The sequence below is a fragment of the Prescottella sp. GW823-FHT02E09 genome (genome assembly GCF_058797375.1).
Genome location: NZ_JBXAJP010000007.1, coordinates 167,286 through 187,003 on the forward strand (window position 1 = coordinate 167,286; position 19,718 = coordinate 187,003).

The following is a 19,718-nucleotide window of genomic DNA, read 5'->3' on the forward strand; positions in this document are numbered from 1 at the left end:
GAACTGGAGGAAACGTGAAGCTTCGCGGGATGAAGAAGGCTGCTGTGGGAGTGGTTGCGTCGACGGCCATGGTTGCCGGTCTCGCACTGACCGGGACCGGTACGGCGGCGGCCGCCGAACGGTACGACGGTCCTACGTTGAGGGTCGAGCAGGGCGACTTCGGCGGCAAGAACCTCGAACTCACGCTGACGAACCCGAAGAAGGCGTCGGGTGCGTTCAGTGAAACCAGCTGCACCTCGGCACTGCTCGACGGTGCGAAGGGCCTCGAGGCATTCGTCGCGTACAACAACAAGGATTTCGGCAAGCTCGTCGAGATCATGTTGTCGCCCGGTCTGCGCGTGGGACCCTCCGCGAGCAACAACCTGCTCAGCCCCGGACCGAACACCGATACCAAGACCGTCCAGGTCGACAACGGTGTCTATATCTATCTGGGTACCTGCGGCGGGTGGAATTCGATCCTGAACCCGAGCGACGTCGGCGTGTCGATGGTGCCCGTGATCGTGCCGGGCGGCCTCGGGAGCCTTTCTCCGGCAATGGCATTCGGTAGCACGGCACTCGAGGCCGGGGTCGGCAGCGCGAACCTGCTCCCGCTGCTCGGGTCGCTCGCCGGAGCCGCAGGCGGCGCTAGCTAGTTCTGCCCGGTTTCACGAATCCTGAAGGGTCCCTTCGTTCGCTGACAGCGAGTGAAGGGACCCTTCAGCTGTTCGGGGGCGGAGGCGGCGGGGACCGGAGGACGCCGGCGCGGCTGGACGCGTCGAACGGGACGATGATCGCGACGGCGTGGGGGACGTCGCTGATGGCTTTGGCGATGCGGTCGGCGGTGTGGTCGTGGAGGACGCGGCCGAGGGGCGAGCCGTAGATCCGGCGTGGCAGCAGCACACTGATCTCGGTGCGGGGCGCGGTGGCGCGGGCGATCATCTCGAGGACACCGTGGTTGAGGCGACGGTCCGGGCATTCGACGAGTTCGAGGGGTACCACGAGATCGCTGTTCTCCCACTGTCGTTTCAGATGCGCGGCGTGTGCGCTGTCGAGGACGAAGTGCACGGCGCGCAGTTCGCTGGGCCGCAGGCTGCGCCCGTAACGCAGTGCTTCGATCGTGGCGAGGTCGAGGGCGTCGACCAGGACGATGACGATGTGGTGCGAGTACACGGCCTCCGTGTCGGCCTCGGCGTCGCCGAGTTCGCGGAGTTCGGCGGCCTCGTCGCGGTACTCGCGGTTGAGCCGGATCAGCAGCAGCACCAGGATCGGGAACACGATCACCACGACCCACGCGCCCTCGGTGAACTTCGCGATCGCGAAGATCGCGACAACGATCATCGACGTGATGCCCGCGGCGAGGTTGATCGCGAACCCTCGCCGCCAGTGCGGACCGCGGGTCTTCTGGTGGTGCCGGGCCATGCCGAGGCCCGCCATCGTGAACCCGGTGAACACGCCGATCGCATAGAACGGGACGAGCGCGTTGACCTTGGCGTCGGTCACGATCAACAGGACGACGGCGACGGCGGTGAGCACGATGATCGCGTTGGAGAACACCAGGCGGTGCCCGCGGCGCCGCAACTGGCGCGGCAGGAAGGCGTCGTCGGCGACGAAGCTGGCCAGGAACGGGAAGCCGTTGAAGCTGGTGTTCGCGCCGGTGAACAGGATCAGCGCGGTCGCCGTCTGCACGACGACGAACAGGACATTGCCGAGCGTGCCCGAGCCGAAGACGATCCGCGCCTCCTGGCTGATCACCGACGGGTACCCGGCGGCGTACGGGGTGGCGTGCGTGAGATAGGCGAGCAGGGCGACGCCGGCGACGAGGAACGCGAGGATCGACGCCATGATCACCAACGCGCGTCGAGCGTTGGGACCCTCCGGTTTCTGGAAGGCGCTGACACCGTTGCTGATCGCCTCCAACCCGGTCAGTGACGTGCCGCCGTTCGCGAAGGCCCGCAGGATCACCAGCACCGTCGCCCCCATCACCAACCCTTCGCCGTGGGCGATCTCGACGGTGCCGTCGAGCGTGGTGGGATCGATCCGGTCCAGATTGCCGGTGAGGGCCTGGATCACCCCGACGACGATGACGATCCCGATCGACACCGCGAAGAAGTACATCGGGAAGGCGAACGCGCGTCCCGCCTCCTTGAGGCCGCGCAGGTTGCCGTACGCGAGGAGCAGCACCGCACCGACGGTGATCTCGAGGCTGTACGGTCCCAGCGCGGGGACCGCCGACACCACCGCGACGGTCCCGGCGGCCGACTGCACAGCGACCGTCACCACGTAGTCGATGAGCAGTGCGACCGCCGCGACCTGCGCGGTCTTGGGGCCGAAGTTGTCCCGCGCGACGACGTACGAGCCTCCGGCGTGGGTGTAGAGCATCACCACCTGCCGGTACGAGAGCGTCAGCAGGATCAGGATGACGAGGACGACGCCGGTGATCGGCAGCAGCAGTGTGAACGCGGCCAGCGCCGCGAACGGCAGCAACTCGATGAGCACCTGCTCCGGGCCGTACGCGGACGACGAGATGCAGTCGGGCGAGAGCACCCCGAGCGCGGTGGTCTTGGACAGCCGCTCCTGGTGCAGTCGCGCGGTGGTCAGTGGCGGCCCCAGGAGCCGGCACTTGATGCGGTAGCTGAGCCTCTCGGGCAGGACCGGCTCGAACGTTCCGCTCGCACCGGCCTCCCGGGGGGCCGAACTGGCGGGAGGGTCCATGGGTGCTCCGGGGGTTTTCCGGGGTGTTTCCGGGTCCGTATCGGCCGACGCCCCTTCAGTTCTACTCGCCTCGCGTCGCGGACAGGCGGCAGACGATCACACCGACAGGCTCGGTTCCTCCGACGTCGAGAGCGTGAGCACGGCCTTCCGGACGGCGGCGGTCTCGGAGGTGATCCGGTTCTCGAGGTCGCGCAGGGTGTGCGCGACACGGGACTCGGCGTAGTCGCCGGTCAGGTCGACGCTGGCCACCAGGTACACCTGGTGCGGTCCCAGGAACTCCATCCGCACGTACGTCACCCGCTCCACCTCGGGGTAGCTCAGCAGTTTCGCGACCGCCTGGACACGCAGTTCCGGGGTGCCGGGTTCGCCGACGAGGAATCGACGGTTGCGGTCGAGCAGGACGATCGCGATCACGCCGAGCAGCACGCCGACGGCGATGGACCCGATCGCGTCGGGGATCGGCGATCCGGTCAGTTGGTGGGCGAGCACGCCGGCGAAAGCGATGACCAGGCCGATCAGTGCGGCCGCGTCCTCGGCGAACACCGCGCGCACCGTCGGATCCGACGTCAGCAGGGCGTGTTCGAGGACCTCGCGGTGCGCGTCGTGTGCCTCGCCTCGCAGCTGCTTGAACGCCTGCCGGAAAGAGATGGCCTCGAGTACGAACGCGATCCCCAGCACCGCATAGGCGACCCCGAAGTCCGATGCCGGCGCGGGATGCACCAGCTCCTGGATGCCGTGGGTGATCGAGACGCCGGCGCCGACCGCGAACAGACCGAGCGCCGCGAACAGCGACCAGATGTACGCCTCCCGGCCGAAGCCCAGCGGGTGCTCACGGTCGGGGTCCTTGCGGGCGCGACGGTCGGCCACCAGCAGCAGGATCTCGTTGCCGGTGTCGGCCCACGAGTGCGTCGCCTCGGCGACCATCGACGCGGATCCGGTGAGCACCGCTGCCACCGATTTCGCCACCGCGATCAGCGCATTCGCGACGAACGCCACCACGACGGTGAGGGTGCTCTCGCCGGACGGGCTCGGAGGAGAGGTCGCCATCGCCTCAGGCTAGGCGTGGGGAACGCGGCCTGCCCGGCGAACGCGTCAGGCGCGGACCCGAAACGATCGGGTCCGCGCCTGACTGAGGAACAGTGATGCCTACCCGGTGTAGCCGGGGGGCATCAGGACGGACTTGAGCTCGCAGTACGCCTCGAGGCCCTCCGGTCCGCTCTCGCGGCCGATGCCGGAGTTCTTGTAGCCACCGAACGGCGAACCCGGATCGAACGCGTACCAGTTGATGGCGTACGTGCCGGTGCGGATCTGCTTGGCGATCTCGAGGCCCTTCTCGATGTCGGTGGTGTGCACCGAACCGGCCAGGCCGTAGTCCGAGTCGTTGGCGATCTTGATGGCCTCGTCGACGGTGTCGTAGGGGATCACCGACAGGACGGGGCCGAAGATCTCTTCGCGGGCGATCGTCATCGAGTTGTCGACGTCGGCGAAGATGGTCGGCTCGACGAACCAGCCCTTCTCCAGACCGGCCGGGACACCGCCGCCGAGCACGACGCGTGCGCCCTCGGCCTTGCCCTTCTCGATGTAGCCGAGGATCTTGTCGCGCTGCTTCTCGGTGATGATCGGGCCGAGCTGGGCGGCCGGGTCGTCCGGCATGCCGACGGGCATGAACCCGGCGAACTGGATCATCGCCTCGATGATCTCGTCGTAGCGCGAGCGCGGCGCGAGGATGCGGGTCTGGCCGACGCACGCCTGGCCGGAGTTCATGAGGCCCGACATCACCAGCATCGGCATGGTGGCGGCGACGTCCATGTCCTCGAGCAGGATCGCGGCCGACTTGCCGCCGAGTTCGAGCGAGCAACGCTTGAGCTGCTCGGCGGCGATCGCGCCGATCTTGCGGCCGATCGCGGTGCTGCCGGTGAAGGTGACCTTGTCGACGTCCGGGTGCGAGACGAGGTACTCGCCGGTCTCGGCGCCGCCCGGCACGATCGACAGCACGCCCTCGGGCAGGCCGGCCTCGGTGAAGATGTCGGCCAGCATGTTCGCGTTGAGCGGGGTCTCCGGCGCCGGCTTGAGGACGACGGTGCAGCCCGCGAGCAGAGCCGGGGCCAGCTTGTTCACCGCGAGGAACAGCGGGACGTTCCACGCGATGACGGCGCCGACGACACCGACCGGCTCGCGGTAGACCTTGGTCTGGCCGAACGCGCCGGTGCGGGTCTCCTCCCACGCGAACTCGGTGGCGAGACCGGCGTAGTAGTTGAGGGTCGCGAGCGACATGATCTTCTGCATCGTCTCGACGCCCGACGCCGGCGCACCCATCTCGTCGGAGATGGTCGAGACCAGCTCGGCGCTGCGCTCCTCGATGAGCTTGGCGACCTTGGCGAGGATCTCGCCACGCTGGGCCGGTGTGGTCTCGGCCCACGGACCCGACTCGAGCGCCGCACGTGCCGCTGCGACGGCGGCGTCGATGTCGGCGGGAGCGGCGACGGGGACACTGCCCACGCGCGCCTCGGTTGCGGGGGAAAACACCTCCAACCGCTGGTCGGTGGCCGGCGCGACCCATCGTCCGCCGATGAAGAGTTTGTCGTAGTCGGTCATCAGTCCATTCCTCGCTCTTGTGGAGTGCCCTGGGTCACACTAGAACACGTTACAGGTAACTGGAATAGGCGAGGTCCGATCGCAGGTCAGAGGTGGTCCGTTGCGAGCAGTCCGGCGCCGGTGAGGGTGCTGAGGACACCGAGGTCGGCGGGCAGCAGTCGAAGGTCGCGCAGGAAAGACAACCGTGCGTGCCGCGCCGCCGCCGTGATCATGGGATCCCACAACGCGGGGCCGGCCTGCGCGAAACCGCCGCCGACGACGACGAGGTCGATGTCGAGCAACGCCGCCGCCGACGCGAACACCTGTCCGAGTGCGGTGCCGGCCCGTTCGAGGGCGTCGGCCGCGGTGGGCTCTCCCAGTGCGGCGTCGACGGCCAGATCGGCAGCCGTCGCGCCGACCCACCCGTTCGTCCGTGCCCACCGCAACGCGGCCGGCCCGCTCGCGACCGTCTCGAGGCAGCCGAAGGCCCCGCATCCACACTGTTCTGCGCCGCCCGGCACCGCCATGTGCCCGACATGGCCCGCGTTGCCGGTCCGCCCGCCCACGATCCGGCCGCCGCGGATCACGCCGCCGCCCACGCCGGTCGAGACGACGACGCCGAGCAGGTCGGCAGTGCCGCGGCCCGCGCCCAGTCGGTGCTCGGCCAGCGCGGCGGCGGATCCGTCCAGAGCGAGGCGCACGGTCGCGGACGGGAACAGGGTCCGGACGGCGTCCACGATCGGGAAGCCGTCGTGCCACTCGGCGATGTTGACGGGCGCGACCGTGCCCGCGGTGGTGTCGACCGGGCCCGCGGACGCGATGCCGACCGACGTGATCGGGTCACCGCCGGCCGCACGCTCGAGCAGCGCTCCGCACGTGTCCCACACGTCGGTAGGCGGCGTGAGCGCCGTCAGAGGCGTCAGCGGTCGGCCGTCCGCACCGACGAGCGCCGCCGCCAACTTGGTACCGCCGATGTCGAGCGCGAGTGCCGTCATGCTCCGAGATTAGGTCCTCGTCGGACGGGGCCCCGCCGCGATTTGCGCACGCAGCGTTCTTCATCCGGATCTGGAAGCGCCGATAAGTGCGCAAATCGCGGAAAAGTGTCAGCGCTTGCGGATCACCAGGACCAGGTTGCTCACGAGCAGTTCGCGCAGCACCGGGATCCGCACCATCCACCACGCCCAGCGCGGGTGGTAGCGCGGGAAGGCGGCCAGGACGTCGCCGCCGGTCTGCGTCTGCGCCCACCGCAGTCCGTCCCCGGCGCCGATGTCGAACAGCGAGACCCCGAACCGGTTCTTCGGTTCCTTGCCGTGCGTGCGCGCGTAGCGGCGGGCCGCGTACTCGCCGCCGAGGTAGTGCCAAGGGCCGGTCTCGTGGCCGCCGAACGGACCCCACCACAGCGTGTACGACAGCACCATCAGCCCGCCGGGCTTCGTCACCCGCAGCATCTCCTCGGCCATCACCCACGGTTGCGACACGTGCTCGGCGACGTTCGACGAGAAGCACACGTCCACCGAGTCGGTGCGGATCGGCAGCGCCAGCCCGGACCCGCGGATCGAGTCGCCGACCGTCAGCCCGGCGGCGTGCATCTCCGACGGGTCGGGCTCGACCGGGATGTAGCGGGCACCGGCCCGCCCGAACGCGTCGGCGAAGTACCCGGGGCCACCCCCGACGTCGAGCACCGTCGTGCCGGTCAGATCGGCGTCGGTGAGGCCGCGATGGAGGTCGCCGATCAGTTCGACGGAGTCGCGGGCGAGGGCGCCGTAGAACAGGTCCGGGTCGGTCTGCTCGTACCGGAAATCGCTCAGCAGTCCGACGGACCGCTTCAGGGTCGCGCGGCGGGCGAAGTGGCGGGTCACGCGTGGTGATCGGGCGCGGGTCACGGGAGGAACCTTAGCGATCGGACATACCGCGCTCCCGTTCGCCGGTTTCCGCTACTGGACGGTAGGGCGCGACGCCTCCAGCCGATAAGGTGTGTCGCAGGCAACCGTCCGAGCCAGTGAGGGGGCACGCACGTGCGAGAGGTTCTCCTGCTGTGCTGGCGTGACACGGGTCATCCCCAGGGTGGCGGCAGTGAGCGATACCTCGAGGAGGTCGGGGCGGGGCTTGCGCGCCGGGGCATCGCGGTCACGTTGCGGACCGCGGGCTACCCGGGTGCGCCGCGCGAGGAGATCGTCGACGGCGTCCGGATCAGCCGTGGCGGCGGACGGCTGACGGTGTATCCGCGGGCGCTCGGCGCGATCGCCGCCGGGCGTCTCGGACTGGGTCCGCTCGCCGGACTGCGCCCCGACGCCGTGATCGACACCCAGAACGGCATCCCGTTCTTCTCCCGCACGGTCGCGGGCGCGCCGGTCACGGTGCTGGTCCACCACTGCCACCGCGAGCAGTGGCCCGTCGCCGGCCGGCTGATGGGGCGGGTCGGATGGTGGATCGAATCCTGGCTGTCTCCGCGCGTGCACCGCGACAGCCAGTACCTGACGGTGTCGCTGCCGTCGGCCGACGAACTCACCGACCTCGGCGTCGAACGGGACCGAATTGCCGTGGTGCGCAACGGTGCCGACGCGATCCCGGCCGGGGTCGCGCCGGGCGACGATGCGACCCGCACGCCGCACCCGAGTGTGTGCGTGCTGTCGCGGCTGGTGCCGCACAAGCAGATCGAGGACGCTCTCGCCGCCGTCGCGCAGCTGCGCCGGACCATCCCGGAACTGCACCTCGACGTCATCGGCGGCGGCTGGTGGGAGCAGAATCTGCGCGAGCGCGCTCACGAACTCGGCATCGGCGACGCGGTCACCTTCCACGGCCACGTACCGGAGGACCGCAAGCACGTGCTGCTCGCCCGATCCTGGGTGCACGTGATGCCGTCCCGCAAGGAGGGCTGGGGGCTGGCGGTGATCGAGGCCGCGCAGCACGGGGTCCCCACCGTCGGTTACCGCAGCTCCAAGGGGCTCACCGACTCGATCATCGACGGGGTGACCGGGTTGCTGGTCGGCGGAGACTCGGACGACACGGCGACCGATCGGGCCGGCACGGTCCCGGCGCTGGCGTCGGCCGTCGAATCGCTGCTGCTCGACGCCGAACTGCGCGCCGATCTCGGCCGCAAGGCCCGGCTCCGGGCCAACGAGTTCTCGTGGGAGCAGACCGCGGCCGGTGTGCACGCGGTGCTGGCGTCGTCAGCCTCGGGACGGCACGTGTCGGGGCTGATCACCGGCGCCGAAGCCGTGACGATTGCGCCGTCCGGCCTGCAGGACGCCTAGCCCGCCGCCCACCAGCAGCGTCGCCCACAGCAGGTGCGCCGCGAGGGCTTCCCCGCGACCTTCTCGGGGATCCGGGGGGATGCTCCCGGGGACCCGGTACAGCGCGAGTTCATCGTCCTCCCAGATCTTTTCGAGTCGGTCGAGGGTGCGCTGCGAGTCGCCGAGCGGGCCGGGGGTGGTGCGTTCGACCAGCACCCAGCGGACGTCCTCCTCGGCGAGCGCCTCCGGGCCGGCGCCCGACAGCAGTAGGTGCTCGACACGGGTGGCGCGCGCCCCCTCTCCGCCGACCGTGGCGGCCTGCCCGACGACGAGTTGCCCGGTCTGGAGCACGTCCACCGGCAGCATCCGCGGCGCCGGGTCCAGGACGGGCGCGTCGCCGCTGTACGGGAACTTGCGGAACATGCCGGCGGGTAGCACCGCGACGTCGCCGGCCTCCTTCGACGTGTCCAGGTGGTTCACGACGACCTGCCACGACACCGGGTAGTGCACGGGCTTCAGTGCACCTCCGACGCCCCACACGAGGTCCGGCAGGGCCAGCACGACGGCGACGATCGCCGCGGCGGGGACCGCGCCCGGCAGCGCGACCCGCGACGACAGCGTCCGCACTCCGGCCGCCGCGGCCAGCGCGTAGAAGGGGGCGGCGAGTGCCACCCATTTCTGGGTGTCGCGCAGCAGTCCGGCGCCCGGCACGTGCAGCACGGACCACTCGCCGACCGCCAGGCCCCACCCGGTCGCGCCGAGCGCGGGTAGCAGCACCGCGAGTCCGGCGAGGACCGCGAGCGCGACGATCGCCGGATGGCGTCGCCGCCGCCACAGCGCGGGGAGCCCGCACGCGACGACCGCCAGCAGCAGCACCGTTCCGGCCAGCGCCCACAGCGATGTGCGCGATCCGGGGACGGCGGCCGAGTTCCAGATCCCGCCGAGCCCGGCGAGACTGCCGATCGTGCCGAGACCGGGCTCGGCGCGGGAGGCGAACGCGGCGACGCCGGCCGGATCCGACGTCCCACCACCACCGGACAGTGCGGTCGCCGTCAGCCACGGCGCCGACGTGGCCAGGACCAGCAGGAGGAGGCAGCAAGCTGCCCGTGCGCACTTTCGGTAGTTCCAGCCACCAGAAGGGCACACGAGCAACGCCGCCGCGAGGACCGCCGCCAGGATTGCGCCGGTCGGTGTCAGACCCGCGACTGCCAGACACAGCGCCGACGCCGCCCAGCCACCCGGGCGCCCGCGCCGGATCGTGACGGCCGCGCACACCACCCACGGCAGCGCCGCATAGCCGGTGAGCAGGCTCCAATGTCCCTGCAGCAGACGTTCGGCCACGTACGGGTTCCACAGCATCACCGTCGACGCCACCAGTTGCGGACCCAGCCCGACGCCGGGCAACACGACCGTCACCATCCGGGCCGCACCCCACCCGGCGAGCCACAGCGCCGCGAACAGGATCACCTTCACCACGACGCCGCCGTCGACGACGGACCCGAGCACGGCGACGAGCCAGTCCTGCGGGACCGCACGGGCCGCCGCGTCGGTCAGGCCGAGCGCCGAATCGGTCACATACGACCGCGGCGTGCTCACCGCGTCGCGCAGCAGCAGGTAGCCGGGGCCCAGCAGCGGACCGAGGATCAGCCCCGCCAGCACCAGGCTGTACAGCGACGGCGCGGCGCGCACGAGAATCCGGTGCCGTGACGTCATGAGCGGGACTGTACGTGGTGCATCATGATCGGATGCCACGCCAATCGCTGACCGGCTCCACTGTCGCCGGGATGACGATGGTGACGGCCGGTTCGATGACCGCGAACGTCGCGGCCTACGTGCTTCAGCTGCTCGCCCTGCGGTGGCTGGGCCCGTCGTCGTACGGCGAGTTCGCGAGCCTGCTCGCCGCCCAGCTGGTGCTGGCGGTGCCCGCCCTGGCGTTGCAGAGCGTGGTGGCGCGGGAGCTGGTGCACGGCAAGGGCCACGCCGAGCTGCGTGCCCTCGGCTACCGGTGCGCGGCCATCGTCACGGCCGTCGCGCTGCTCCTCGTCCCGGGCATCTCGTGGGCGCTCGACACGAGCCTGACCGCCACACTGTGGGCCCTCGTCGCGGCCCCGCTGCTGGTGCTGCTGGCCACCGAGCAGGGACTGCTGCAGGGCGCCGGCCGCTTCGCGGACCTCAGCGTGGTGCTGGCCGGCGCCGGTGTCGCGAAGGTGGTGCCCGCGGTCGCGGTGCTGGCGATCGGCGGGGGACCGGGGCCGATGTTGCTCGCCGGGGCGGTCGGCACCGCCGTGATGGTGGTCGTCGCGCGGCTTCTCGAGCGGCGCCGAGGCGAGCGCGTGGTCGGCGGCGCCGACGTCGGGGTGGGCACGGTGCTGCGTGCGTCGCAGGTGCAGCTCGCGATGATCGCGTTGTCGTCGGTGGACCTGCTGATCGCGCGCGTCGTGCTCCCCGAGGCCGATGCCGGCATCTACGCGGCCGGTGCCGTCGCCACCAAGGCCGCGTTCTGGCTGCCGCAGGCCATCGGGGTGGTGCTGTACCCGCGGATGGCGAACCCGGCGCACTCGGCCGGCGCGGTGCGGTCCGCCCTCGCCGTGCTGACCGGGCTCGGGGCGATCCTGGTGATCGGGGCCGCCGTCGTCGCGCCGGTCGCGACGATGCTGTTCGGCAACGACTACGCGCCGGTGCAGGGCATCCTGTGGATGTTCGCGCTCAACGGCGCGGCGCTCGCGGTGCTGCAGGGTGCGCTGCTGTCGGCGATCGCGGGGGAACGCACGCATCTCGCAATCGTCGCGTGGGTGGGCCTGGCGATCGAGGCGGTGCTGATGTTCACCGTCGCCGACACCGTCCGGCAATTCGTCACCGTCGCCGCATCCGTGGCGGTGCTGACCGCCTGCACGGCGGCCGTGCTGGCGCTGCGGAGCGCCCGCACCGACGACGTCCCGGCGGGCTGACCCCTTGCCTCGGGCCGCACCGGGGAGTTTGACTGGAACGTGGGCCCGATCGTCCGGGGCAGCCACACATCGTGAGGATGCAGATGCCTACTCATCGAGCTGTGCACGTCCGGTCCGCCGGTGAACCGTTGACACTCGTCGACGTCGACACGACCTCTCCCGAGCGCGATCATGTGCGCATCGCGGTCGCTGCCTGCGGAATCTGCGGCACCGACCACGGATTCGTCGAAGGCGGATTCCCCGGGATGTCCTGGCCGCTCACACCGGGCCACGAGATCGCCGGGACGATCGCCGAACTCGGACCGGGCGTCGACAACTACAGCGTCGGCGACCGCGTCGCGGTCGGCTGGTTCGGCGGTTGCTGCAACCGCTGTGTCCCGTGCCGGCAGGGACACCTGATCTACTGCGACAACCTGCAGGTGCCGAGCTGGCAGTACCCCGGTGGCTACGCCGAGTCCGTGACGGCGCCCGCGAACGCCCTCGCCCGGATTCCGGACGAACTGTCCTTCGCGGAGGCGGCACCCATGAGCTGTGCCGGTGTCACCACGTACGACGCGCTGCGCAAGTCCGGGGCGCGGCCCGGTGACCGCGTCGCCGTCCTGGGGCTCGGCGGCCTCGGCCACCTCGGCGTGCAGTTCGCCCGGGCGATGGGCTTCGAGACGATCGCGGTCGCCCGCGGCGCCGGCAAGCGCGACGACGCCCTGGCGCTCGGCGCGCACCACTACGTCGACTCCACCGCCGGCGATGTCGGGGAGGCGCTGCGGGCGATCGGCGGCGTGACGGTGGTTCTGGCGACCGCAGCGAACTCGCAGGCGATGGCCGACACGATCGGCGGGCTCCGACCGCAGGGTGAACTCGTCGTGATCGGTGTCCCGTCGGAGCCGCTGCCGATCAGCCCGGTGCAGTTGGTCCTGCCCGGGATCGGGGTGCGGGGGCACGCGTCCGGGACCGCCCGCGACGTCGAGGAGGCGATGCGGTTCGCGGTGCTGTCGGGGGTGCGCGCCCGAATCGAGGAACGTCCCCTGGCCGCTGCCGCGGACGCATACGCCGCGACGGTCGCAGGCCGCGCGCGCTATCGCATCGTCCTCACCATGTGACCGCCCGGTACCGGGGAACCCGCACGCCGTAGGGGCCAGGAACGACGGAACCCCCGCGCGGTGGTCCGCGCGGGGGTTCGCTACGTCTTCAGTGGGCGCCGGTCACTGCTGGCGCGGCGGTTCGGTGAAACCGCCCTTGCCCATGTCGACCGTGGGGAACTCCTCGGTCTTGTCCGACGTCCAGTCGTGGTCGCCGTTGGGCGCCTGACCGGATCCGGTGGGGCTCGCGGGACCACCGGCGGTAGCACCCTTGTTGCCGCGGCCGCCGCGCAGGCCGAGCACGATGCCGGCGATCAGCGAGATGGCGCCGAGGATGCCGGCGACGATCGGCAGCGTGCGGCCGAACAGCGACAGCTTGTCCTGGCCGTCCTTGGCCTGGGCGATCTGGTACTCGATGGTCTCCTCGTCGAACGGGAGCGTCACCTTCAGCACCGTGACCTCGGGCTTGGCCTTGTCGCGGGCGTAGTACTGGTACAGCTTCTCCTGGCCCTTGACGACGACGCCGGTGATCGGGTCGACCCACACGTCGCGCTCGTTCTGGTACCAGCGGACCATGGTGACCGGCTGCTGGTCGCCGGGGACACCCCACGTGGCGGCGGGCAGCGTCAGCTTGTTGGTGGGCGCCGGCACGACCTTGGACAGGTCGACGGGGTCGATCTTCTGGTTGTAGTGGTACACCTTCATTCCGTTGATCTCGGTTTCCTCAACGAAATTGATGTCCTGCGTGCTCCGCGAGTTCAGGTCGAAGTAGGGGTAGCTCTTCTTCTCCGCATCGAAAGGCCACTTGTACTGCAGACCCGTGTGCGAGACCTCTTCGGCCGGCTCGTTCGACGCGGTCTGGATGGTGCCGACGGGCGGCTCGACCGGCATCGAGCTGACACGGTCGAGGGTGACGCGGTCGACGGTCGCGGTCAGCAGACCGGAGTCGCCCTGCTTGTCGGTGCGGATCACCGATTGTCCGGCCTGGACCGAGACGACCTCGGCGTCCGACGGCTTCTCGGTGATGACGTACCGCTGCGCGACGATCGGCACGTTCGTGTTGACCTCGGCCTTGCCTGCGAGGAGGGCCTTGGAGTCGAGAACGTCGCCGTTGCCGGTGGCGACGGTGGTGACCTCGAGATCCAGCGGCGTCTTCTTGAGCTTGTCGACGGTATACGCGGGAATGAGGACTGCCACGGCCAGCAGGAAGGTCCCGAGGCCTACCAGAATGCACGCAAGTATCCGGCTCGGGCCTGAACGCTCGGCCATGCTGTCTCCTTACTCAATGTTCGGAATTGAGATACCCCCACCGGCAGCGTGCCCGCTGCACGGGTCGCACGGTGCCTTCGAACCTGACACCACGTGAGCCCAGACACTAACAGTCCTGTTGTCCCATTTGCGTCAGCGCACCGTTTTCGGTCGCGTTCCCGTCGCTCCTGGTGTGCTCTTTCGGATTCACGGGCGGTCCGGGCACACTGAACGACGATGAACAGCTCCCACCTCGACACCCCCGCCCCAGTCGGCAATCCGCGGGCTTTTCTTCCCGCGCTCGAGGGCATGCGCGGCGCCGCGGCGCTGGGCGTACTGGTGACGCACGTGGCGTTCCAGACCGGTGCGGTCGGCGATCCGGTCGTCGGACGGATCTGGGGGCGATTCGACCTGGCGGTGGCGGTGTTCTTCGCGCTGTCGGGCTTCCTGCTGTGGCGTCCGCACGCCGCGGCGGCCCGCGGACTCGGCACCCCGCCGACCATCGTCAAGTACTGGATCTCCCGTGCGACCCGCATCCTGCCCGCGTACTGGGTACTGGTGTGCCTGGTTCTGCTGTTCCTGCCGGCCGCCGGTGGGGGCTGGAAGGTGTGGGTCGCGAACCTCGCGCTCATCCAGGTGTTCGTGCCGCTCACACTGACCGAGGGCATGACGCAGCTGTGGAGCCTGTCGGTGGAGGTGGCGTTCTACCTGATCCTGCCGATCATCGCGCTCGTCCTGGTGCGGCTGCGGGGCCCGGCGGCGCGCTTCCGCATGCCGATCCTGCTGGCGACGGCGACGGTGAGTCTCGTGTGGGCGTTCCTTCCGATCCCTGCCCCGGACGGTATCCACCACGACAACTGGCTGCCCGGCTACATCCCGTGGTTCGCCGCCGGGATGCTGTTGGCCGAGCTCGCGATGGTGAGCGGGACCTGGGTGCACCGTCTGGCGCAGCACCGAGTGGTGATGGCGGCGATCGCGGTGGTCGCGTTCGGGCTGTCGACGACGTGGCTCGCCGGCCCCGAGGGCCTGGTGCGGCCTGAACCCTGGCAATACGCCGTCAAGATCGGCCTGGGCGCGGTGATGAGTTTCGCGCTGCTCGCGCCGCTCGTCCTGAGCGCGCATCGCCACCGGATCCTGGCGAGCCCGGTGGCGCTGGCAGTGGGTCGCTGGTCCTACGGCCTGTTCATCTGGCATCTCGCGGTGCTGTCGATCGTGTTCCCGATGTTCGGCATCGCACCGTTCAACGGCAGCTTCTGGTTCGTCCTAGTCCTCACCACCGTCCTGAGCATCGCGGTCGCGTCGGCCAGCTACGCGCTGGTGGAGGAGCCGTCCCGCCGGGCGGTCCACCGCTGGGAGAAGCGGCGCCACATCGGCGAACGAGACAGCGGCAACGCCGAGACCCCCACACAGACCACCCCGATCAGCGCGAACAGCTGAATCAGGAACGAGTGCCCGACGTAGCCGTCGGCGGCCCGCCACGGCCCGGTCGAGAGCAGGACCGCGGCGAGTACCGAGGAAACACCTGCGACGCCGACGAGTACCCGTGCCGCGAAAACACGCCCCCGCCACCGTGACAATCCGAGCGCGGCGGCCGCGACGAGCACGGTGACCAGGGTGCCCACCGGCCCGGCGACGACGGTCGCGACGGCCACCACACCGAGAGCCGCGCCGACGACACTCCGCCACGGTCGTGGCGCGGGTCCGAGGTCGTGGGCTCGCCGTCGCGGGACCAGGGCCAGGAGCGCGAGTGGGATCAGCAGCGCGAGGCCGAACGCGATCCCGGCGCGGTACCAGCGGTCGGTCGCGAACTCGAGGGTCACGACGCCGTCGGTGCCCGCCGGAACGATCCAGCCCTGCTGCCACCCGCTCACGATCACCGGTTGCAGTTCGGTGCCGCCGGGTGCCGTGGCGACCCAGCCGACGTTGGTGCTCTCGGGCACCACCAGCAGTCGGTCGGTGTCGGCGGCGGCGACGTCGAGTTCGCGGAGGTTCTCGGTCCACCGGCCCACGGTCGGCGACGCGGGCGCGGCGGCGGGCGTGGCCGGGACCGCGTCGAGGCGCAGGCTGTCGACGGTGAACGCCGGTCCCGGCGCGACCACCACGTCCTGACGTCCGGCGGGCAGCGCGGTGGGCGTGGCCGGGGCGCACGCGGTCGCGGTCACCGGCGACCCCGACGCCAACTGTTCGACGGTCGCGGTGATCGAGGTCCGCACCAGGGTGCCGCCGATCGAGACGGTCGGTCCCACCTCGCAGCCCACCGTCACGGTGCGGTCGGTTGCCGCGGTCGCGGTTCCGGGGACGGGGCCGTCCTCGCCGAGCGCCACCACCTCGGACAGCCCGGCGGGCTGCAGTTGCAGGAAGCCGAGCGCGGTGCGGTCGAGCACCTCGTGCCAGCGCACGAGGGTCAGCACGATGGTGTCGGTGACGTGCGGTTCCAGGGTGATCGTCTGCGGCGCGGACGGGTCTCCGTCGTCGTCGAGGTCACGGGTCTGCGGTCCGTTGCCGAGGTTGACCGCGACCCGGCTTGGGGACGCGGGCAGGTTGCCGGGGCTGGGCGTGACGGTCAGCCCGGTGACGAGGGTCGGCTGCGGCAGCCGGATCGTCAGGGTCGGCAGTCCACCCTTGCCCTTCGCGCTGTCCGCCGGGGCCGTCCAGGACGTCGCGAGGTCGCCGTCCACGGCGGCGCCGGCGGTGCCGCGCAACTCGACACCGTCGGACGGTCCTGTCGCCGACACCGCGGCCGGGTCGGCGACGAGCGCCTCGAGCGCGGCGCCGGGCCGCGGCCGCAGCGTCAGCTCGGGCGCGACGGCGGTGGCCTCGGGTACCGACAGCGTCCGGGTGAACGGGCCCGGTTCCTCCGGCGGCAGGACCAGTGATCCGCTGCAGTGCACCCGGTCCGGGCCCTCGGCGCAGCCCGACCGCCCGGGCAGTTCCTGCCCCAGATCCCAGCCGCGAACCCGGGCGCCGTCGGGCGTCGGGGGCAGCACCGTGCGGTGCACGATCGGGACGGGCACCGGGGTGCCGCTCGAATAGTCGTCGACGGTGAGATCGCTGATGCCGAACTGGAAGCCGGGGGAGCCGTCCTCGGTGTGGGTGGCCATGATCCGCAGCCACGGTGTGGTGCCGGACGGCAGCGACACGTCGATCGGTTTGCCGGGCTTGTCGATCTTCACCGACGTCGAGCCGTTCGGCGTCTCGATCCGCAGCCACTTGACGGGGGTTCCGAATGCCGCCGGACTGGTCGTCAGGTGCAGCATGCCGCGGGTGATCGGGGTGTCGAAGTCCAGTCGCAGCCACTGACCGCGCGCGGTCTCGAGTCCGTTGCTGAGCCAGGCGGTGGCCGGATCGCCGTCGACGGTGGCCGCCGGACCGCTGCCGGGTGCGGTGCCGCCCAGCTGGGTGGCGTCGGAGGCGGCACTCGACACGGTGATCGTCGCGCCGGACCACTCGCCCTGCACCAGCGGCGCGTCGGGCACCGGATAGTCCGGGACGGCGTTGTGGGTGCGACGCGGGTCGTCGGGGCTGCGCAGCGCGGAGCTGTGGTTGTCGACCTGCCCGAAGTCGGTCTCGCGGTCGGTGGGGGTGTCGGTGACGGTGACCGATCCGACGTCGATCCCGGCGCGGGCGGCGTCGGTGGCGAGCAGCGCGGGCCCGGTGACCGTGCCGTTCTCGGCGAGCCGCAGCAGCGACTCGGGTCCGCCCTGCACGACGGGCACCTGGTCCAGGTCGACGGTGTACGGGCCTGCGGGCGGTGTCGCGGCGCCGGGCGCGGTGACCCGGTAGATCTCGATCGCCGGGTACGCGGGACGCAGATCGCTGTCGACGACCACGTCCTCGGCGGCGTCGGGCGCGATGTCCTCGCCGAACTGCGCCACCTTCTCGAAGCCGGGCGAGCCGTCGATCGTCTGGTGCACCAGCAGCGGCCGGGCGGAACGGGACGTCTCGGGGTCCAGGTCGTTGCGGACCACGACGTAGCGGATCCCCTGGGCGAGGAGGGTGTCGGCGAGTCCGTCGGAGGGGCGGCCGTCGGAAATGAGCCGCTGCACCGAGTCGAGGGCGCGGATCGCGCCGGGCGGGACGAGCGGGACGGCGTCGCGCACCGCCCACGGCGTCGACGCGAGCGGCTGCAGCGGCTCGTCTCGGGTCAGGCCCCACACCTGGGAGCCGAACGGGGCGCCGGGCACCACCAGGGCGCGTTCGGCATCCGCGGCGGAACCGTCGCCGCCGCTGCCCGCCGCGTTGTCGGCCAGCCACTGTGCGGCGTCGTGCCAGTACGACGGCACCTCGTCGTAGGCGCCGCGCGGGGCGAGCCGGCCGGACCACGCCAGCGACGTCGTCAGCGTGAGCGCGACCAGCAGCAGGCTGGTGAGGGCCACCATCGGTTCGCGTTCGGGGTGCGCGAACGCGCTGCGCCAGCGTCGTAGCGGCACCGACCCGGGCAGCGGGACCTTGGCCAGCAGGTGTGCGAGGCCGAGGACGAGCGGGAGCCGGACCAGCGGTTCGAGCTTGTGCACGTTGCGCAGCGGGGCACCGGTGCCGTCGAGGAAGGAGCGGACCTGTTCGGCGATAGGGGAGCCGAGTTCGCCGACGTAACCGGCGCCGAGTCCGGCGATGCCGACCAGCAGGATCAGCGTCAGCCGGCCCTTCGCGGGCATCGACCGCATGCACAGCCCGGCCAGCCCGGCGGCCGCGATCAGGCCGGTCGCGACGACGGCGACGGGCTGGGTGACCAGGACGGTGCCGGCGACGCGTTCGGGGGACACGAACGGGGTCCAGCTGTCGGTGCCGCGCAGCACTTCGGTGAGCGACGTCCACTGCGTCGTGACGCCCGCCGACTCGATGTAGTCGAGGAACGGCGGGCTCACCCGGCCGAGCAGCAGCAGCGGGATGATCCACCACAGCGTCGCCATCAGCAGGAACGGGATCCACCAGGCGGTGAACACCCACCAGCGGCGGTTGGGGCGGTGCGCGATCCACCACAGCCCGGCGATCAGGCACGCGGCCGCGGTGGCGACGGCGTTGACGGCGCCCATCAGCCCGACCGCGAGTGCCGACTGGGCGGCCAGCGCCCGTGCGCCTTTCTGGTAGCCAGAACCACCAGAAGGGCGCACAGGCGACGAGGTCACCAGGATCACCGGCAGCAGCACCCACGGCGCCAGCATCATCGGCAGCGACTCCGACGAAATCGATCCGATCGTCGTCAGCACGCGCGGCGACAGCGCGAACGCGATCGCCGCGACGATGCGGGAGCTGCGGCTGCTGATGCCGAGCGCCTCGGCCACCCGGATGACGCCCCAGAAACCGGCGACGATCAGCAGCGCCCACCAGAAGCGCTGGGTGATCCACGGCGGAATGTGCAGGAGTTGCCCGAAGGCGAAGAACACGCCGTGCGGGAAGAAGTAGCCGTAGGCCTGGTTCTGCACCTGCCCGAGTGGGGCCTGGCTGTTCCACTGGTGTGCGGCGCGGGCGAGGAACCCGATCGGGTTCTCGGTGAGGTCGTACTTGGTGTCGGCGACGGTCAGGCCCGGCGACTGCAGCAGGCACATGACCAACGCGACGAGCCCGGCGCCGATCAGCCAGCGCCGGGTCAGGGGTTCGGTCGAGGGTTCGACGGAAAGCCCCCCGTCGGCGGGACCGCCGGACGAGGGGGAGGTGCGGGAACGCGCGATACCAGCGGGCTCAGCGGCTGCCGTACTCAACCTGGTTCAGCAGAGAGGAGTTGGCGTTACCGGAGCGGTCGATGTCGGGGAGCGTGTTGTCCTGCACGGCCGCGGTGACCCCGAGGATGGCACCGGCGCCGACGACAGCGCCGATCACAGCGCTGACAATGCCGGGGACAAGGAACTTAGCCATCTCTGATCTCCCATGATCAAGCCGCCGGGTACGCGGGGTACTACTCGTGCGTACGTGATGTCCGGGTCAAGGTATCACCCGCAACGTCGTGGACG

General features: G+C 70.8%; 13 protein-coding genes and 1 pseudogene. 5 read left to right on the forward strand and 9 right to left on the reverse strand.

From position 1 onward, the window contains the following. The first annotated feature begins 14 nt into the window (after positions 1–14). Positions 15–632, forward strand: coding sequence for a hypothetical protein (locus AC1RIF_RS19055; protein WP_492602932.1), 618 nt, complete (start codon positions 15–17; stop codon positions 630–632). Between the two features lie 64 nt (positions 633–696). On the opposite strand, the gene AC1RIF_RS19060 is transcribed toward AC1RIF_RS19055, so the two are convergent. From AC1RIF_RS19060 to AC1RIF_RS19080, 5 genes are all read right to left on the reverse strand, one after another. Continuing rightward, the gene (locus AC1RIF_RS19060; protein WP_492602933.1) at positions 697–2,691 is read right to left on the reverse strand and encodes an APC family permease; all 1,995 of its coding nucleotides are present in this window, start codon (positions 2,689–2,691) and stop codon (positions 697–699) included. 96 nt (positions 2,692–2,787) lie between these two features. Then, positions 2,788–3,738 (reverse strand): cation diffusion facilitator family transporter, encoded by a 951-nt coding sequence (locus AC1RIF_RS19065; protein WP_492602934.1) that lies wholly within the window; start codon positions 3,736–3,738, stop codon positions 2,788–2,790. A gap of 99 nt (positions 3,739–3,837) precedes the next feature. Then, positions 3,838–5,286, reverse strand: coding sequence for an aldehyde dehydrogenase (locus AC1RIF_RS19070; RefSeq protein ID WP_492602935.1), 1,449 nt, complete (start codon positions 5,284–5,286; stop codon positions 3,838–3,840). 86 nt (positions 5,287–5,372) lie between these two features. After that, positions 5,373–6,260 (reverse strand): ROK family protein, encoded by an 888-nt coding sequence (locus AC1RIF_RS19075; RefSeq protein WP_492602936.1) that lies wholly within the window; start codon positions 6,258–6,260, stop codon positions 5,373–5,375. Between the two features lie 108 nt (positions 6,261–6,368). Then, positions 6,369–7,124: a class I SAM-dependent methyltransferase gene (locus tag AC1RIF_RS19080; RefSeq protein WP_492603143.1), complete on the reverse strand. Its 756-nt coding sequence runs from the start codon at positions 7,122–7,124 to the stop codon at positions 6,369–6,371. Between the two features lie 156 nt (positions 7,125–7,280). Between AC1RIF_RS19080 and AC1RIF_RS19085 the strand changes: the two genes are divergently transcribed. Then, positions 7,281–8,519: a glycosyltransferase family 4 protein gene (locus AC1RIF_RS19085; protein WP_492602937.1), complete on the forward strand. Its 1,239-nt coding sequence runs from the start codon at positions 7,281–7,283 to the stop codon at positions 8,517–8,519. Here the strand turns inward: AC1RIF_RS19085 and AC1RIF_RS19090 are convergent. Continuing rightward, positions 8,436–10,211, reverse strand: a complete 1,776-nt coding sequence (locus AC1RIF_RS19090) for an MmpA family trehalose lipid delivery protein (protein ID WP_492602938.1) — start codon at positions 10,209–10,211, stop codon at positions 8,436–8,438. The two genes, AC1RIF_RS19085 and AC1RIF_RS19090, sit on opposite strands and share 84 nt — an antisense overlap. A 32-nt stretch (positions 10,212–10,243) precedes the next feature. Here AC1RIF_RS19090 and AC1RIF_RS19095 point away from each other — a divergent pair, with 32 nt between their 5' ends. Together AC1RIF_RS19095 and AC1RIF_RS19100 are read left to right on the forward strand one after the other, a co-directional pair. After that, a complete protein-coding gene (locus AC1RIF_RS19095) occupies positions 10,244–11,446 on the forward strand; it encodes a polysaccharide biosynthesis protein (protein WP_492602939.1) in 1,203 nt (400 codons plus the stop codon). Between the two features lie 83 nt (positions 11,447–11,529). Next, a complete protein-coding gene (locus tag AC1RIF_RS19100; protein WP_492602940.1) occupies positions 11,530–12,543 on the forward strand; it encodes an alcohol dehydrogenase catalytic domain-containing protein in 1,014 nt (337 codons plus the stop codon). Positions 12,544–12,645: 102 nt separating this feature from the next. On the opposite strand, the gene pgfA is transcribed toward AC1RIF_RS19100, so the two are convergent. Next, positions 12,646–13,791 carry a cell envelope lipid trafficking protein PgfA gene (gene pgfA, locus AC1RIF_RS19105; protein WP_492602941.1) on the reverse strand — a complete coding sequence of 382 codons (1,146 nt, stop codon included), beginning with the start codon at positions 13,789–13,791 and terminating at the stop codon, positions 12,646–12,648. 288 nt (positions 13,792–14,079) lie between these two features. Here pgfA and AC1RIF_RS19110 point away from each other — a divergent pair. Next, positions 14,080–15,009 (forward strand): annotated as a pseudogene (locus AC1RIF_RS19110) (acyltransferase family protein); the annotation flags it as partial. A 68-nt stretch (positions 15,010–15,077) separates the two neighbouring features. Here the strand turns inward: AC1RIF_RS19110 and AC1RIF_RS19115 are convergent. Next, positions 15,078–19,469, reverse strand: a complete 4,392-nt coding sequence (locus AC1RIF_RS19115) for an alpha-(1->3)-arabinofuranosyltransferase domain-containing protein (protein ID WP_492602942.1) — start codon at positions 19,467–19,469, stop codon at positions 15,078–15,080. Then, on the reverse strand, positions 19,450–19,623 hold the full coding sequence (locus tag AC1RIF_RS19120; protein WP_492602943.1) for a DUF2613 domain-containing protein: 174 nt from the start codon (positions 19,621–19,623) through the stop codon (positions 19,450–19,452). The genes AC1RIF_RS19115 and AC1RIF_RS19120 overlap by 20 nt, the downstream gene beginning before the upstream one ends. Between the last annotated feature and the right edge of the window lie 95 nt (positions 19,624–19,718).

Excerpts from the sequence above, each read along its gene's own strand:
- AC1RIF_RS19060 (WP_492602933.1), bottom strand. The coding sequence starts at position 2,691 with ATGGACCCTCCCGCCAGTTCGGCCCCCCGGGAGGCCGGTGCGAGCGGA.
- AC1RIF_RS19065 (WP_492602934.1), bottom strand. The coding sequence starts at position 3,738 with ATGGCGACCTCTCCTCCGAGCCCGTCCGGCGAGAGCACCCTCACCGTC.
- AC1RIF_RS19070 (WP_492602935.1), bottom strand. The coding sequence starts at position 5,286 with ATGACCGACTACGACAAACTCTTCATCGGCGGACGATGGGTCGCGCCG.
- AC1RIF_RS19075 (WP_492602936.1), bottom strand. The coding sequence starts at position 6,260 with ATGACGGCACTCGCGCTCGACATCGGCGGTACCAAGTTGGCGGCGGCG.
- AC1RIF_RS19090 (WP_492602938.1), bottom strand. The coding sequence starts at position 10,211 with ATGACGTCACGGCACCGGATTCTCGTGCGCGCCGCGCCGTCGCTGTAC.
- AC1RIF_RS19095 (WP_492602939.1), top strand. The coding sequence starts at position 10,244 with ATGCCACGCCAATCGCTGACCGGCTCCACTGTCGCCGGGATGACGATG.
- AC1RIF_RS19100 (WP_492602940.1), top strand. The coding sequence starts at position 11,530 with ATGCCTACTCATCGAGCTGTGCACGTCCGGTCCGCCGGTGAACCGTTG.
- pgfA (WP_492602941.1), bottom strand. The coding sequence starts at position 13,791 with ATGGCCGAGCGTTCAGGCCCGAGCCGGATACTTGCGTGCATTCTGGTA.
- AC1RIF_RS19120 (WP_492602943.1), bottom strand. The coding sequence starts at position 19,623 with ATGGCTAAGTTCCTTGTCCCCGGCATTGTCAGCGCTGTGATCGGCGCT.